Source organism: Aeoliella sp., from assembly GCF_965227375.1.
Lineage (GTDB): Bacteria > Planctomycetota > Planctomycetia > Pirellulales > Lacipirellulaceae > Aeoliella.
Window position 1 is genome coordinate 2,957,431 of sequence record NZ_CBDDFX010000002.1, and the last position, 14,405, is coordinate 2,971,835.

A 14,405-nucleotide genomic window follows, 5' to 3' on the forward strand; every position below is an offset into this window, starting at 1 on the left:
CATCTCTTGGTAGCAAACGAATCGGAGAGTCGATTATACTTACCCGAAAACTCCCTCGCACCATCCGAGCATTCGTTGTGGCGGTCCCTTTCCACAAAAGAGATACACGCATGCGTACGCTACCAATACTCCTGCTGGCCACCTTTCTTACGGGTTGCCACACTCAACCTTCCAGCGATCGAGGAGAACACCCCAAATTGAGCGAACAAGCAGGGATGGAGTTCTTCAACGAAATCAGCGGTGAGTTAGAGATCGAGCTTTCAGAGCCACCAGAACGAATCGCGGAGAATCTAGCCAACGAGGCCGCCACGCCAGAAGCGAAAATCGTATCGCTAAAGCTCGTCGCCGAGTGGTTTGAAGAGGACTCGAGCGAGTTCCGGCCGCTCACCGAAGAGGAACTAAACCGCACGGCGTACGTAGGCCCCACAATCAAGCTCGGCGCAGACTCGCGCAACGTAGTGGAGCACGAAGCGCCAAATGGCGAGTCGTTCACAGTTCGCGAGTTGCTCAAAGCGGTCGAAGAAACCGAGCGACAGGAGCGAAGCAACACCGAGTGGTTCGGTGGCGTCGACGTGCATCACGTCTTCTTCGAAGGACTGTATGAAGAGAACGGCGTGTGGTGGATGTCTTGGGGATCCTAGCCTTCGTGCGAAGTGCTAAGCCGCGCGGCGCAATTTCATCGCCTTGGGCAGTGCGACGATGTCGAAGTGCTTGCTGGCGGTCATTTCGGCGCGGTTCATCTTCTCGCCCGCTCCCTCTTCGATGCCTAGATACCGAACGACGTCGTAGCCCAGGCCGGTGAAGAAGTCGAATAGTTCGTAGCGTTCGCTGGCGACCAGCTTACGGAACACTTCGCAGCGAATCACCGGGCGGCGTTCGCTGAGCGTTGGCAATAGCGTGCGGAGGATCTTCAGGTCGTAGCCTTCGGCGTCGACCTTCAGGTAAGTGAGCTTGCTGAGCCACTCGGGGTAGCGCGTCTTGAGGATGTAGTTCAGGTTGCGACCTTCGACCAGCAGCGGATGGCGGCGGCGGAACAACGGCCACTTTTGCTGGGTCTTGAAGCCACCGTTGCAGTACATGCCATCAGTGTAGTGGAACGTGAACTGACCATCGTCCTGCGTGGCGGCGAAGTTCAGCGCGTCGATCCGCGTCAGCTCCGGATTGAGCGAGGCGTTCTTCGACAGAATCTTGTACACATAGGGGTTCGGCTCCAGGGCCAGCGTCAGTCCCGTGGGGCCAGTGGCCAAGGCCATGGGCAGCGTGGTGTCGCCGGTGTGGGCGCCAATGTCGATCACCAGGTCGCCAGGCTGTACGTATTGCTGCACTGCGTCGACCATCGGCTGCGTGATCGACTTCTGCGTTTCTTTGGGATGTTGCCACTGGGCGTATTCAACGCGGCCTGTCCGCTCGAGTTCGAACGACTTGAGCTCGTACCCAAACTCCTGCACATTGCTGGGTGCATCGCGGCGGAAAGGGATCAGGTTGATTAGCGACATGACGAATCCTCGTGTAGGATGATAAGTACGGCGGTGGGTGGCGAACGTTTAGCAGAACTGCCCTGCCACGCCTACACCTATCGGAAGCGAAACGACAATTTGTCCACCTCTGGTGCCCCAACCTTGCAATCACTCGCACAGACCATCGCCGCATCGGTAGCCGCGGCCGACCAGCCAGTCGGTGTGGTGGTGGTGGATCATGGTTCGCGTCGTTCGGAGAGCAACGACCTTTTGCTAGCAGTGACGGCGCTATTTCGCTCTCGTAGTGAACTTGCCATCGTCGAGCCGGCGCACATGGAGTTGGCCGAGCCGACCATCGCCCAGGCACTGGCCAAGTGCGTTGCGCAGGGAGCACGAACCGTGGTCGTATTCCCCTATTTTCTCTCGCCCGGCCGGCATTGGTCGGAGGACATTCCACGGCTGGCCGCTGAAGCAGCGGCCGATTTTCCCGAGGTAAAGCACCTGGTCACCGCGCCACTGGGGCTGCACTCGCTGATCGCCGACGTGATGTCCGAGCGGATCGCCACCTGCTTGATGCATCAAACCACTGGCGGCGAAACCTGCGAGCTGTGCGCAGGCGACGCGCGCTGCCAGCTTCGCTAGCAGCAACGATTCGCGTAAACCGACAGCGTGCAGTTGAATTGCATGTTCGATCTTGTCGATACGAGAAGTGCAATCGTACTTTTTGCTCAATCGCCCCTACGGCAAAGGAATGCTGTAATGCGTCGTTACTTCGCTATCGCTGGTTCGCTCGCCCTCGCGCTGTTGCTTGCTGCCCCCGTCAGTGCAGATGAAAAAGACGACTCGATCGCCGACACGGTGGGCGAGGACGAAGCAGGTGAAGAGCAAGCCCCAGAGCGGGAGCGGCCAGTGGCTCCGCGCAATGCGTTCGTCCCCGGTACCGGGTGGTTCCTGCCTGGTTGTAGCGACGACTTCGAAGACGAGAAGTGGAGCTACTCGCTGCGGCTGCCCAAGAGCAGCTTCGAGCAGGACGACAATCAGCGCGGTCCTGGAGGCATCTCGAACAACCGCTTGTGGCACGAAGGTGCCAAGCGAGGCACGCCTGACATCGTGCGCCGAATCGCCACGCCGCCGGGCGGCATCGAGGGAAGCCTCGGCGCGCTGATGTTCCAGACCAAGAACTCGGGCATGCCGGGACGGATTACCAACGAGCAGATGCAGGACGACCTGCTGATGAAGTTCGACTCGAAGCTGGGCCGCCCCATTCCAGTGGAGTGGGAGCCAAGCTGCACCGTGCGGGTTTACTTGCCGGAATTCGACAAGTGGGAAAATCGCACTGGTGCTTCGTTCGGCATGCGGGCCGACTGCCGCGGTCGCACGCCGCAAGGCGAAACCGATGCCTACTGGCCTGGCATGTTCCTGTTGTTCCGCAGCGAGACTTCGCGGAACATCCAGGAGGACTTTGCCCAGATTTCGATCCGCTCGAACAACCGCGGCCAGGACACTCGCAGCCTGAAGATCACCGAACCAGGTTGGTGGACCATGGGGCTTTCGTTCTCCAAGGACGGTATGATTCACTACTACGCCCGACCCGGCGTCGAAGACTTGACCGAAGACGACTACCTCGGCTCGAACTATCCGTACAGCTACAAGTGCTTGTGCATGCGAAACTTCTTCTTCAACGTGGCCAACTGGGACAACGGCAAGTCGTGGAGCACGCCGTGGGTAATCGACGATCCGAAGATCTTCGTGCAGCCGCCGCAAGGAAAGGTAGCCGCCGACATCTACCGCAAGAAGGGTCAGCGGGTGCCGATGTATCCTGTGACCAAGAAGAAAGAGAAGGAACACGGCAAGTACAGCAATCGCGGCTTCTTCGGGCTGTTCAAGTAACCGAAGACTGGTGCAATCAGTCACAGTTGTGAAGTTCGGTGCGCATGATCTCGCGTCGCCAGTGAGGTTCGTGCACCGGCCAGCAGCGGATGATGGCTCGCGTCCCTTCGGCCAGTTCGATTTCCTGGGCCACTGGAGTGGCCCAGTGGTGACACTGCTGCCAACAGTCGTGCTCGGCGGTGAGCAACGCCGCCGCGCTGCGCCCCAGGTTACACCGCCGCCAGGTGATGCGCCCTTCGTCGAACAGCGTCATCACTACCGGTGGTGTGCAGTCCAACAGTCGCCGAGCGATAAACTCGTGGCTGGCGGTCCAGTACATCTGTTTCAGGGCCGCGAGGTCCCAGTCGCACATCTCGCCCGACTTCTGCAGCCATCGCTGCGGCAACAACAACCGCCCCGCCAGGGCGTTGGCCACCTGCTCGCGACTGCCAAGCGGGACGTCGCGGGGATCGATCGCCAGATGGTCGAACACCCGCACCGCAGCGAACTCGCCCAACTCGTGTGCCACGGCGAATTGCCGCCGTTCGAAGCGGAGTTCCTCCCCTAGCACGATAGTCGGTGTCGAAGTGTCGGGTTCCACCTCCAGAACGGTCGACGCTAGCCGATCGTCCAGCCGAACCAACTGCGCGCGGCCGGGCAGCGCGACGTCCTCGGTCACCACAACGCCTAACCGCATGGCGATCAGGAACACATCGACCGGCGGCTCATGCACGCCCGCCTCCCACAGCAATTCTTCGGCCACCGCGTCCAGGGCCGTGGTATAGTCGCGCGTTGGAACATCAAAGAACATCGCAGCTCCTGGCTTGATGAGCATGGGCCTTGTCTCCTAATTCCATTTGGATTTAGGCATACCCAGTTGTGTGAAGTGGTTTAGCAACTTGCATCTCAAGCGGACCTCGATCCGTTGGTTCTCGAAGGCTTTGTTTTTCAGGCGGTTGCCGAACGCCTGTTTCAAGCGAAACATGCTCGTCTCGACCAGGCTCCGCCGATGGTATCCGATCTCTCTTTTCCAACTGCTTCGTCCCGTTCGTCGAATCCTGCGAACCGCCTCGTCGCGAGCTAACGGCTTGGCTTTGCAGTTGCCATGCTGCTTGATGACCGCCCCTCGTTGAGGCGGAATGATCGGGGCAATTCCTTGTTTTTCCAACTGCTCATGAACCGCCCAACGATCGTAGGCTCCATCGCCGTAGAACTTGTCGATCGGCTGATCCACTTGCTTCAGCAACTCCGGCACCGACTCTGCATCCACCTTGCTCCGCGTGGTCAGCACCTCGGCCATGATCTCCTGCGTCTCGGGATTGATCGAAAGATGGAGCTTTCGCCAGGTCTTTCGTCTACACGTCTGGTAAGCGGCCGAACGCCATTCCCCTTCGCCTACTACTTTCAGGCCCGTGCTGTCGACCACCATATCGATCGGACCACGGGTATGCGAAACGTCCAGCGACGTCTTCAGCCTTGCCGCTCGTTTCGCTAGCAGCGTGAAACTGGGAATCGGAACATCCACGTCCATCAGTTGCACCAGCGCCCGCCCCAGACCTTCGGTCTGGCGATAGGGCAAGCGAAACAACTCACGGAGCATCAGCAAGCACTCAATCGCGGTGTCACTGTAAGTAAAAGGGCGCCCTCGCTTTACCTCCTCGTTAGCATGCTCCCAGGTCGCTAGCGCGTCCTCGTCGAACCACAAAGTGATATCACCCCGCCGCACTAACGACTCGTTGTACTCACGCCAATTCGTGACCTTGTAAGCAGTCTTCCGCTTCTTCCCCATGACAACGCTCCTTCAGATAAGAAATAGAATCCATTCCTACCCGTAAAACGCTTGGTTTGAGGGAATTGTTCGACAAGGCCTGCGTTTAGTATACACGCGACCACCACCAGTGCAAGCACTTTCTGAGGAAAGCACTGGGGGCCAGATCCACCAATCCCAATCAACGCTCTACGAATCACCTTCTGCTAGACCACCTTCGCAGGGAACTCGAACGGGAGACCCTGCCATGTCCTACAAACATACCCAGCACGGATACTTTCATTGGCTCATGTACCCCATGGCCGCTGTTGTGTTCATTATCGCTTGGCAAGCGAGAGCGGACTCGGTACCTGCCATCGTGCTCGCGTGCATCGGATTGCTGGTTGTCGCCATTGGATTCTGTTTCCAGTCGCTCACCATCGCCGACCGGGGAGATCGACTCCAACTCACTTTCGGTCCGCTGCCGCTGCTGCGCAAGTCGTTTCGCTACAGCGACATCGAAAGCGTAGAGCAGGGAAAATCGCACCTCATCGATGGCTGGGGGATCCACTGGGTGCCAGGACGCGGCTGGACCTACAACCTGTGGGGATACGATTGTGCAGTACTCCGCATCCACCATCGAATTGTGCGAATCGGAACGGATGAACCGCAGCAATTGGTTAGCTTCCTGCGTGAGCGGACTGGTCGTCCGTAAGGGGAGAATCTCACCGCACCCACTCGCCTAAAGTGGTTTTGTCGCGTAACTTAGGAGCATGGAAGAATTGCCCATCGCTCCCAACTGCTCCACCGCCCCTGCCACGGCCAGCCCTGGCGGTAAGGGGAAATACGCGTTCATTAGTCTTGGCTGTCCGAAAAACCTGGTCGACAGCGAGCGGATGCTGGGACTGCTGCAGCTCGATGGGTACGAGCTGGTTCCAACGCCAGAGGACGCCGATTTTGCCATCGTCAACACGTGCGGTTTCATCGAGTCGGCCCGCACCGAATCGTTCGCGGCCATCGACGAGATGCTCGACCGCAAACGCCAAGGTCTGCTACGGGGAGTGATCGTCAGCGGCTGCCTGGCGGAGCGCCAACAAGAGCAGTTGCTCAACGACCGACCGGAGATCGACCACCTGGTTGGCGTGTTTGGCCGCGAGGAAGTCACCAAGGTGGCCGATCGGTTGATCGGTGGCCTGGACGAACAGCGGTTGGTATTTAAACCAGCGCCGGTGCGAGCGCTAGTCGACACCCAGCGGATGCGGGTGACACCGCGTCATTTTGCGTACCTGAAGATCTCCGAAGGCTGTGACCGACTGTGCACGTTCTGTGCGATTCCCAAGATGCGGGGCAAGCACGCCACGAAGCCGATTGAGGACGTGCTGACCGAGGCCAACGAGTTGGCGGCCGACGGCGTGAAGGAACTGGTGATCGTCGCCCAGGACACCACCTACTACGGCATGGACCTGTACGCCAAGCCGCGATTGGTCGAGCTGCTGCACGAGCTCGAAAAAGTGAACGGCATTCAGTGGATCCGCTTGATGTACCTCTACCCGATGTACTTCACCGACGAGCTGATCGACGCGATCGCCCAGTCGGACAAGATCCTGCCGTACCTGGATATGCCGCTGCAGCACATCAACGATCGGATGCTCAAGCGAATGCAGCGGCGGGTGAATCGCGCCCAGACCGAAGAGTTGGTAGGCAAGCTCCGCGAGCGGATCCCGGATCTCGTGCTGCGATCGACCATGATCACTGGCTTCCCTGGCGAGACCGACGAGGAGTTTGCCGAGTTGCTGGAGTACGTCGAGCGGGAGCGATTCGAGCGGCTGGGCGTGTTCACTTATTCGCTGGAACCCGACACACCGGCGGCGCGGCTGCCCAACCACGTCGACCAGGCGGTGATGGAGGCGCGCCGCGACGAGCTGATGGCGCTGCAGCAGCAAATTGCGTTTGAGTTTGCCGACCAACAGCTCGGCACGCAGCAGCCGGTGCTCATCGACTCGCCGGTTCCCGAGGAGCCCACCGCCTGGATCGGCCGCACCATTGCCGACGCACCAGATGTCGACTGTGTGGTGTACGTGACCGGCGAGAACCTCTCGCCCGGCATGATTGTCGACTGCGAGGTCGTGGCTCGTAGCGACTACGACCTGGTGGCAGTGGCGCTGTAGAACCGGGGCGATTCCGTTACACTGCTGATAGAGCGTTTGGACTCTTCGCAACGCAGTGAATCAATCAGGCCATGGCAACCGCAACCGACGGAATCGTCTGGAACGTCCCCAACCGGCTCTCGGCCGCGCGAATTGGGCTCTCGCTCTTATGCTTCGTGGCCGTCAGTCTCGGATGGTATCTGGTAGGGCTGCTGTCGTTCCTGTTGGCATCGGGCACCGATTGGCTGGATGGCTGGTGGGCGCGAAAGTACAACCAGATCACGCAGCTCGGGCGGATTCTCGATCCATTTGCCGACAAGGTGCTGATCTGCGGTACATTCATTCTGTTGGGCGCGGCCGAGGATTCGCTGATTCCCGCCTGGGTAGCGGTTCTCATCACTGCCCGCGAATTGCTGGTCACCGCGCTGCGGAGCTTGATCGAGGGTCGCAGCATGGACTTCTCGGCCCAGTGGGCAGGCAAAGTGAAGATGGTGGTGCAGTGCGCGGCGGTGATTCTGAGCCTGTGGCGGCTGTACCAACTCGATCGCGGCCTGAGCACCTCGCAGCCGTTCGACAACGTGCTGGTGTTTGTAGTTATCGCGGCGGTGATCTCGACCATCTATAGTGGATGGGGCTACGTGAAGCTGGCGATCAGCATGCTGCTCGAAGGCGACACCGAAAAGTAACCATTCTCCCGCTCCCCACCGGTTAACGCGATGCCTGACTCCGACGTCGAGGTGCCAGTTCTCGCCGCATTGCTTTCTCTGTTCGTGATGGTCGCGGCGATCACGGCGTTGGTGCTGTGGATCATGCGGTGGTGTCGGCAGGGCTACGTGCTGCCCTACGAACCACGCCGCCGCACGCCCTGGGGGCCTGTGGCGGGAGTGCTGGCGGTGATGATGACCGCGATGGGCATTATGAATGTAATTATGTTCCGCAATGCCCAGGGCGAGGGGGCACAGTGGACCGCCGAGGAATTCGCCAACGCCCAGTTGACGATGAGCCTGATTCAAATCGGCTTTGCCGCGGCGATCGTCGCGGTGCTAGTCGTCGTGAACGGCGCCAGCCTACGCGACTTGGGGCTGCCGAGTTCGTCCGACCAGTTGATATACGACGTAACGCTTGGCATCTGGATCGCCTTTGCCGCCATGGTGCCGGTGTGGGTGCTGCAGTTGGGCGCGATCCAAATACTGCGCGTTCCTCCCGGCCATCCGCTGCTCGATCAAATGCAGCAAACCCCTGACTGGACACTGTTCGCCGCGGCCATGCTTACCGCGGTCGTGGCGGCGCCGGTTTTCGAAGAACTCGTATTCCGATTGCTGCTGCAGGGAGGTCTTGAACGGCTGGAAGACGAGTCGGTTGGCTGGAAGTTCAGCCTGCCGACCCGCAGGGAACAGCGTGTACTAGACGACTTGAGCGCCGAAACGAACTTCCGGATGGCCGCTAACGTCCCGCTGGAGAATGAGGACATCGAGGATGTCCCCCTCGAGCCCGATGCCGCTGCAACGACCGCACGCCTGGCAGCCGGCGACGAGTTGTGGTCGGCCCGGTTGCAGCCCCAGGACCTTCCCAAACTGCCACCCGGCGGAGACGGCATGGCCCCCGGCCTGAATCACGGCTGGATGCCAGTGCTGATATCGTCGTTTCTGTTTGCCTTGGCGCACCTGGGCAATGGGCCGAGCCCCATTCCGCTCTTTGCGCTGGCCCTGGTGCTGGGCTACGTGTACCAACGCACCCATCGCATCCTGCCGTGCATTGTGGCCCACATGGTCATCAATTCGGTTTCGGTACTGATGTTGATCCTCTTGCTCTCCGATTCCGGGGCCGCCGAGTAGTCATGGTTCACCTGGTTGAACACCCCGATGGCACGCTGCTGGACGTGCGAGCTCGTGCCGGGGGTCGTGTGAATGCTGTAACTGGCGTTCGCCAGGGAGCGCTGCTGGTATCCGTCACTCAGGTCGCTGAGCGGGGCAAGGCAAACCAAGCCATTGCGGCTGTCCTTGCCCAGGTATTTGGCTGCGGAAAACGTCAAATCGAACTGGTACGTGGAGCCACGTCCAGCAGCAAACAATTCCTGCTGCGGGGAATTGACCGAGATACAGCGGCCCATCGAATCGAGGCGGCCATTGGCGGCGGTTAACTGCGTTGTCGAGTGGCTCTTTCGGGGCTATGATACAGCTACGGTATGCGACCGCCATTTCGCCCTCCTGTGTGCAATCTCCCGCCCCATTTTCCCACCCTTTGAGCCTTCCCATGCCCCAGTGGACGCAGCATGCCGCCCGCTACGTCGCATTGACCATCATCACGGTCCTCGCGATAGGCATCATGGGTTGGGTGAGCATGCGCGACAACTCGGCGGCCAAGCATGCGCGCGAGCAGCTTACCACGCAAGTTCCCGTGGTGGCCCAAACCAAACCCCTGGTGGCGGCCAAGGCGGTGAAACCCTCCATCCGCGAAGTAACGGCCAAGTTCAGCGGCAAGATCCGCGCTTGGGAAACTTACTCGCTCGGCTTTGAACAACCAGGGCGTATCGTCGAGCTTGGCAAAGACGAAGCTGGGCGTCCCTTGGACGATGGCAGCCGCGTAAAAGCCGGACAGGTCCTCGCCCGCCTGGACGATCGTGTCTGGCAGGCGCGAGTCGCCGAAGCAACCGCCAACCTGGAACAGGCGTCCAGCGACCTGAGCCGCGCGCGCGACGTGAAGGCGAGTGGATTTCGCGCGATCACCGACGCGGAATTCCAGCAGTACTTAACTCAAGAAGCGCTGGCCAAAGCGGCGCTAGAGATCGCCACCAAGAATCTACAGGACGCAGTGCTGTACGCTCCCGTGGAAGGAACCATTTCCCGCCGCATGGCGGAGCCGGGCGAGTTCGTTTCCGCAAACGCCACGGTGTTTGAGTTGGTTGAAAACGATCAATTACTGCTGGTGGTCGATGTACCGGAGTCGAAGATTCGAGAACTGCATCACCGCATGCGGGCGGTCGAGCAGGCCAGCGCGTCGAACCTCAGCGATCCGGAAGCCGGAATATTTCGCGCACGGGTGAGTCTCGAGTCGCTCGATCAGTTCGGGCGTCCCCTCCCGGACATCGACGCCGATGTGTATCGCATCGCCGAAATGGCCGATACTCGCACGGGACTGTTCGAAGTAGAGATCCGCGTGCCGAACGAAAATCACCTGCTGCGTCCCGGCATGGTGGCCACGTCTGAAGTGGTGACCGACCGCATCAGCGCGTATCGCATCCCCGAATCGGCCGTGCTCTTCCGTGGCGACGAGACGTACGTGTTCGGCCTGGAAGAGGTGCAAGAGCCGCTGCAGGTCATGTTCTGGGAAGTGGATGAGATCCCGCAGGCCATCGCACGTAAGATCGAACTCACCAAATGGATCGACCAGGGCGATCACCTGCTGGTTCCCTCCACGTCTGCCGAGATGCGCCATGTGATCGTGCGTGGCCAGCAACGCCTGAACGACGGCCAGCACGTCCGAGTGATCGACGGAGCCGATGCCGACGATACGCAGTACGTCAGCCCAGAAAAGAAGAACGGCAAAGTCGCGAACGCCCGCTCTTGAGTCGATTGCGTTGCTGTCGGGGCGATGGGGATTCGAAAGTGAGCCGTTCGAGCTAGCGTCGCCGGCACCAGCAAGACAACTCAACATAGTTCAAGTCTGCCTTCCGTGAAGATCAGCAACTACGCCATCGAACGACCGCGTCTGGTAACCGTGTGTACGGTGATGGTTGTGCTGCTGGCTGCGTTTGCCTTGCTGCTCACGCCGGTGCAGCGCTCGCCCGCCATCAGCAAAGCGGTCATCCTGGTGGCGATTCCGTATCCCGACTCGCAACCTAGCGAAGCGGAGAACGAAATCGCCCGCAAGGTGGAAGAGGCGCTCACCGAGTTGCAAAGCGTCGACTTCATCGCGTCGACCAACGTTCGCGGTTCGTCGGTCACGCAGGTTATCTTCCTCGACGGGGTGACTCCCGACGATGGTCGCCGCGAAGTGAAGGACCTGGTCGACCGCATTCGCAACGAGCTTCCCGCTGGGCGGGAAGTTCAACCGGTGATTACCGACATCGATTTTGAGAACGCCCCGCTCATGCTCGTGAGCATCACCGCGCCCGACGCGGTGGACGACCGCACGCTCAAGGTGATTGCCGAGGACGTCCAGGAGCAGCTCGAAACGGTCGATGGCGTAGCCAACACGCAGTTGTTCGGCGGTAAGGAGCGCGAGATCCACGTCAACGTGCTGCCCGACCGCATGGTGCAGTACGGGGTGACGCTCACCATGCTCCGCCAGGCGCTCTCCGACTTCCACGCGGAAGTGCCCGCTGGCGCGTTCACCACCGGCGAGTTCGATCGGCAGGTTCGCAACGAGTCGAAGCTACGCGATGTGGACGACATTCGCGAAGCGATCGTCTCCAGCCAGGAAGGCCGAGTGATCCGCGTCCGCGACATCGCCCGCGTGGTCGACTCGCACCGCAAGGTGATCAATCTAGCGCAGCTAAATGGCCGGAAGTCGGCCACTATCGTGATCAACAAGGAATCGGACATCAACACGCTGGGGGCGGCCGAAAAGGTCAACCAGAAGGTGGCCGACCTCCGTGACCAGTATCCTGACCTGGCCTTTTACACTTCGCGGGACGCCTCGAACGAGATTTGGGTAATGTTTCGCGTGCTCGGCTCCAGCGCCCTGTTTGGGGCGATGCTGGTGCTGGTCATTCTGGGCTGGACGATGGGCCTGCGGATGTCGCTGCTGGTGCTGATTGCGATTCCGTTCAGCACCGCCGTGGGACTGGTGTTCCTGTTCGCCGCTGGCATTCCAATCTCCAACATGGTGGTCTTCAGCTTCATCCTGGTGCTCGGCATGGTGGTCGACGGCGCGATTATCGTGGCCGAGAACATCCATCGGCACATCGAGCGCGGCGAAGACCCGATGGACGCGGCCAAAGTTGGCATCGAGGAAGTGGGCTTGCCGGTGATTGCCGCCGACCTGACCACCATCGCCGCGTACCTGCCGATGATCCTGGTGCCCGGCATCATGGGCGACTTCATGGGCGTGATGCCCAAGGTGGTCAGTGTGGCCCTGCTCGGTTCGGTGTTGGTCGATCACTTCGTGATCCCGACGCTCGCCGCCCGCTGGTTTGGTCGTCGCGAGCCTGTGGGCGACGAATCGCAGTCGTTCGCCCGGCTCACCGCCACGCACGACAGCCACGAAGCCAACGAATCGGCCCGCGTTCGCCCCAACGTGGGCATCTTCACTCGCGCCTACGCGTGGGTGCTCCGCCAAGCACTTACGGGCATCACACCGCTGTTCGTTCTGATTTGGTGTCTGGTGGCCGTTTTTGGCGCGGGCAAGCTGATGAGCCATCTGGGTTTCAACTTCTTCCCAGCCAGCGACCGAGGGCAGTTCATCGTCAAGTACGAACTGCCGCTGGGATACAGCATCGAAGAAACACTGGCCGCGTCGCAGGTGATTACCGACAAGCTGGAGGACTGGGACGACACCGGTATTCTGGTGAACTACGTCACGTCGGTCGGTTCCGCCTCTGGCATGGCGACCCGCGTGGACGACGATCCTGCCTCGGGACCGGAATTCGGCCAAGTACAAGTCGAGTTGGTCCCGCCGATGGATCGCTCGATTCACACCCGCGAGGTGATGAACTACTTGCGCCGCAACGTCGAGCTGCTGCCCGGCATGAAGATGACCATCTCCGAGGTTCAAGACGGTCCGCCCGGCGGTGCAAAGGTTTCGGTGCGTTTCACTGGCAAAGACCTCGACCAACTGGGAATCATCGCCAAGGCCACTCGCGACCGGTTGAAGGCGATTTCCGGCACCGTGGATGTGACGACCGACTACCGCGACGACGCTCCCGTGCTGGTCATCGAACCGAAGCCCGAGGTGGTGGGCCTTTCCGGCTTGACCGAAATGCAGATCGCCCGGGCAGTGCAAACGGCGATTGCCGGCGACACCACCGTGCAGATCACGATGGACGACGAGGACATCAATCTTCGGTTGCAGCTGGCGCCCGAGTATCAAGAGCATCCTGAAGACCTGAAGCGTTTGCTGCTCACCAGCCCCGATGGTCGCCGGGCTTCGATTGGTTCGTTGGCCGAGATCCGCCGCGACGTCGACTTGTACAGCGTGAATCGTTACGACCGCAATCGTGCGGTGGTCGCCAAGTGCGACGTGGACGACTCGAAACAGCCGGCCGAAGTGTTCGAAGTGCTGGCCAAGGAAATCCTGCCCGACCTGGGCTTTCGACCGGTCGAAGGAGCGGAAAGGACGGTCGAGGGGTTCGCCAAGCAGTTCATCGGCAAGGCGGCCACCGATGCCGAGGGCATTCAGGCGGAGTTCGCCGGCGAGAACGACGAGCGCGACAAGAACTTCGGCTACCTGCTGCGCAGCATGATCATCGCGGTGGTGCTGATTGCGGCCATTCTGGTCGTCCAATTCAACAGCTTCCGCCAAGCCGCGGTGGTGATGATCACGGTGCCACTCAGCTTCATCGGCGTGATCCTCGGCATGTGGGTCACCGGATTCCCGTTCAGCCTGGCCACGTTCATCGGCCTGGTAAGCCTCACCGGCATCGTGGTGAACGACGCCATCGTGCTGGTCGACTTCGCCAACCAGGCCCGCCAACGCGGCTTACCCGTGCGGCAGGCATTGGTCGAAGCGGGCGTGAATCGCCTCCGCCCAGTGCTGCTCACCACGGTAACCACCTGCGGCGGACTCCTGCCGCTGATGCTCAATATCTCCGGCGGCGCCGAGTTCTGGCAGCCACTCACTGGGGCGATTGTGTTCGGGCTGATGTTCGCCACGATTCTGACGCTGCTGGTCATCCCGTGTGCGTACATGCTGGCGTACCGCTTGCCTGAATGGCTGCTAGTTTTTGGTACGACCGTGCCGGCGGCCCTGATGATCGGCGCGCTGATCGGCAGGTTCGCGTCCTCTATCGACGCTGCGACGATTATCCCACCACTCTTAGTCGTCGCACTAGCAGTTACCGTCACAACTGCGGTGCGCTCCTATCGGAGAAACGAATCGCTAATTTGGGTCGATCGGTAGGGATGGCCAGAGACGGGCTGGGGCGAGCTCTTGGGCATATCCGAGTCTTCCAGGCAGTAAGTGCAATTCACGACGCTACGAAGAGCGTTCACCGAGCTGGCGATTGGCTCAATCGCGGGGGGACAG

The 14,405-nt window shown here is 60.4% G+C and carries 13 protein-coding genes; 10 read left to right on the forward strand and 3 right to left on the reverse strand.

Annotation, left to right across the window (positions count from 1 at the left end; all coding sequences use genetic code 11):
* The first annotated feature begins 110 nt into the window (after window positions 1-110).
* Window positions 111-641, forward strand: coding sequence for a hypothetical protein (locus ACQK2L_RS24615; RefSeq protein WP_425399697.1), 531 nt, complete (start codon window positions 111-113; stop codon window positions 639-641).
* A gap of 15 nt (window positions 642-656) precedes the next feature.
* Here the strand turns inward: ACQK2L_RS24615 and ACQK2L_RS24620 are convergent, their stop codons facing one another.
* Window positions 657-1,496 carry an FkbM family methyltransferase gene (locus tag ACQK2L_RS24620; RefSeq protein ID WP_425399698.1) on the reverse strand — a complete coding sequence of 280 codons (840 nt, stop codon included), beginning with the start codon at window positions 1,494-1,496 and terminating at the stop codon, window positions 657-659.
* Window positions 1,497-1,619: 123 nt separating this feature from the next.
* Here ACQK2L_RS24620 and ACQK2L_RS24625 point away from each other — a divergent pair, with 123 nt between their 5' ends.
* Together ACQK2L_RS24625 and ACQK2L_RS24630 are read left to right on the forward strand one after the other, a co-directional pair.
* Window positions 1,620-2,099, forward strand: coding sequence for a CbiX/SirB N-terminal domain-containing protein (locus tag ACQK2L_RS24625; RefSeq protein ID WP_425399699.1), 480 nt, complete (start codon window positions 1,620-1,622; stop codon window positions 2,097-2,099).
* Between the two features lie 117 nt (window positions 2,100-2,216).
* Complete coding sequence (locus ACQK2L_RS24630) at window positions 2,217-3,347, forward strand: hypothetical protein (RefSeq protein ID WP_425399700.1); 1,131 nt, start codon at window positions 2,217-2,219, stop codon at window positions 3,345-3,347.
* A 16-nt stretch (window positions 3,348-3,363) separates the two neighbouring features.
* On the opposite strand, the gene ACQK2L_RS24635 is transcribed toward ACQK2L_RS24630, so the two are convergent.
* Window positions 3,364-4,161, reverse strand: a complete 798-nt coding sequence (locus tag ACQK2L_RS24635) for an ImmA/IrrE family metallo-endopeptidase (protein ID WP_425399701.1) — start codon at window positions 4,159-4,161, stop codon at window positions 3,364-3,366.
* 12 nt (window positions 4,162-4,173) lie between these two features.
* Window positions 4,174-5,115 carry an IS5 family transposase gene (locus ACQK2L_RS24640; protein WP_425396299.1) on the reverse strand — a complete coding sequence of 314 codons (942 nt, stop codon included), beginning with the start codon at window positions 5,113-5,115 and terminating at the stop codon, window positions 4,174-4,176.
* A gap of 226 nt (window positions 5,116-5,341) precedes the next feature.
* On the opposite strand from ACQK2L_RS24640, the gene ACQK2L_RS24645 reads away from it, so the two are divergent.
* The 7 genes from ACQK2L_RS24645 to ACQK2L_RS24675 all read left to right on the forward strand — a co-directional run bounded on the left by ACQK2L_RS24645 (window position 5,342) and on the right by ACQK2L_RS24675 (window position 14,279).
* Window positions 5,342-5,788 (forward strand): hypothetical protein, encoded by a 447-nt coding sequence (locus ACQK2L_RS24645; protein WP_425399702.1) that lies wholly within the window; start codon window positions 5,342-5,344, stop codon window positions 5,786-5,788.
* Between the two features lie 58 nt (window positions 5,789-5,846).
* Window positions 5,847-7,241 (forward strand): 30S ribosomal protein S12 methylthiotransferase RimO, encoded by a 1,395-nt coding sequence (gene rimO / locus ACQK2L_RS24650; RefSeq protein ID WP_425399703.1) that lies wholly within the window; start codon window positions 5,847-5,849, stop codon window positions 7,239-7,241.
* Window positions 7,242-7,312: 71 nt separating this feature from the next.
* Entirely contained in the window at window positions 7,313-7,906 is a 594-nt protein-coding gene (gene pgsA, locus ACQK2L_RS24655; protein WP_425399704.1) for a CDP-diacylglycerol--glycerol-3-phosphate 3-phosphatidyltransferase, read from the forward strand.
* Between the two features lie 30 nt (window positions 7,907-7,936).
* Window positions 7,937-9,055, forward strand: a complete 1,119-nt coding sequence (locus ACQK2L_RS24660; RefSeq protein WP_425399705.1) for a CPBP family intramembrane glutamic endopeptidase — start codon at window positions 7,937-7,939, stop codon at window positions 9,053-9,055.
* Between the two features lie 2 nt (window positions 9,056-9,057).
* Entirely contained in the window at window positions 9,058-9,360 is a 303-nt protein-coding gene (locus tag ACQK2L_RS24665; protein ID WP_425399706.1) for a DUF167 domain-containing protein, read from the forward strand.
* 113 nt (window positions 9,361-9,473) lie between these two features.
* Complete coding sequence (locus tag ACQK2L_RS24670) at window positions 9,474-10,787, forward strand: efflux RND transporter periplasmic adaptor subunit (protein ID WP_425399707.1); 1,314 nt, start codon at window positions 9,474-9,476, stop codon at window positions 10,785-10,787.
* A 105-nt stretch (window positions 10,788-10,892) separates the two neighbouring features.
* On the forward strand, window positions 10,893-14,279 hold the full coding sequence (locus ACQK2L_RS24675) for an efflux RND transporter permease subunit (RefSeq protein ID WP_425399708.1): 3,387 nt from the start codon (window positions 10,893-10,895) through the stop codon (window positions 14,277-14,279).
* The last annotated feature ends 126 nt before the right edge of the window (window positions 14,280-14,405 follow it).

Bases quoted from the DNA above. Each gene is read 5' to 3' on its own strand.
- ACQK2L_RS24615 (WP_425399697.1), top strand. From the start codon at position 111: ATGCGTACGCTACCAATACTCCTGCTGGCCACCTTTCTTACGGGTTGC.
- ACQK2L_RS24620 (WP_425399698.1), bottom strand. From the start codon at position 1,496: ATGTCGCTAATCAACCTGATCCCTTTCCGCCGCGATGCACCCAGCAAT.
- ACQK2L_RS24630 (WP_425399700.1), top strand. From the start codon at position 2,217: ATGCGTCGTTACTTCGCTATCGCTGGTTCGCTCGCCCTCGCGCTGTTG.
- ACQK2L_RS24635 (WP_425399701.1), bottom strand. From the start codon at position 4,161: ATGCTCATCAAGCCAGGAGCTGCGATGTTCTTTGATGTTCCAACGCGC.
- ACQK2L_RS24640 (WP_425396299.1), bottom strand. From the start codon at position 5,115: ATGGGGAAGAAGCGGAAGACTGCTTACAAGGTCACGAATTGGCGTGAG.
- ACQK2L_RS24645 (WP_425399702.1), top strand. From the start codon at position 5,342: ATGTCCTACAAACATACCCAGCACGGATACTTTCATTGGCTCATGTAC.
- rimO (WP_425399703.1), top strand. From the start codon at position 5,847: ATGGAAGAATTGCCCATCGCTCCCAACTGCTCCACCGCCCCTGCCACG.
- pgsA (WP_425399704.1), top strand. From the start codon at position 7,313: ATGGCAACCGCAACCGACGGAATCGTCTGGAACGTCCCCAACCGGCTC.
- ACQK2L_RS24660 (WP_425399705.1), top strand. From the start codon at position 7,937: ATGCCTGACTCCGACGTCGAGGTGCCAGTTCTCGCCGCATTGCTTTCT.
- ACQK2L_RS24665 (WP_425399706.1), top strand. From the start codon at position 9,058: ATGGTTCACCTGGTTGAACACCCCGATGGCACGCTGCTGGACGTGCGA.
- ACQK2L_RS24670 (WP_425399707.1), top strand. From the start codon at position 9,474: ATGCCCCAGTGGACGCAGCATGCCGCCCGCTACGTCGCATTGACCATC.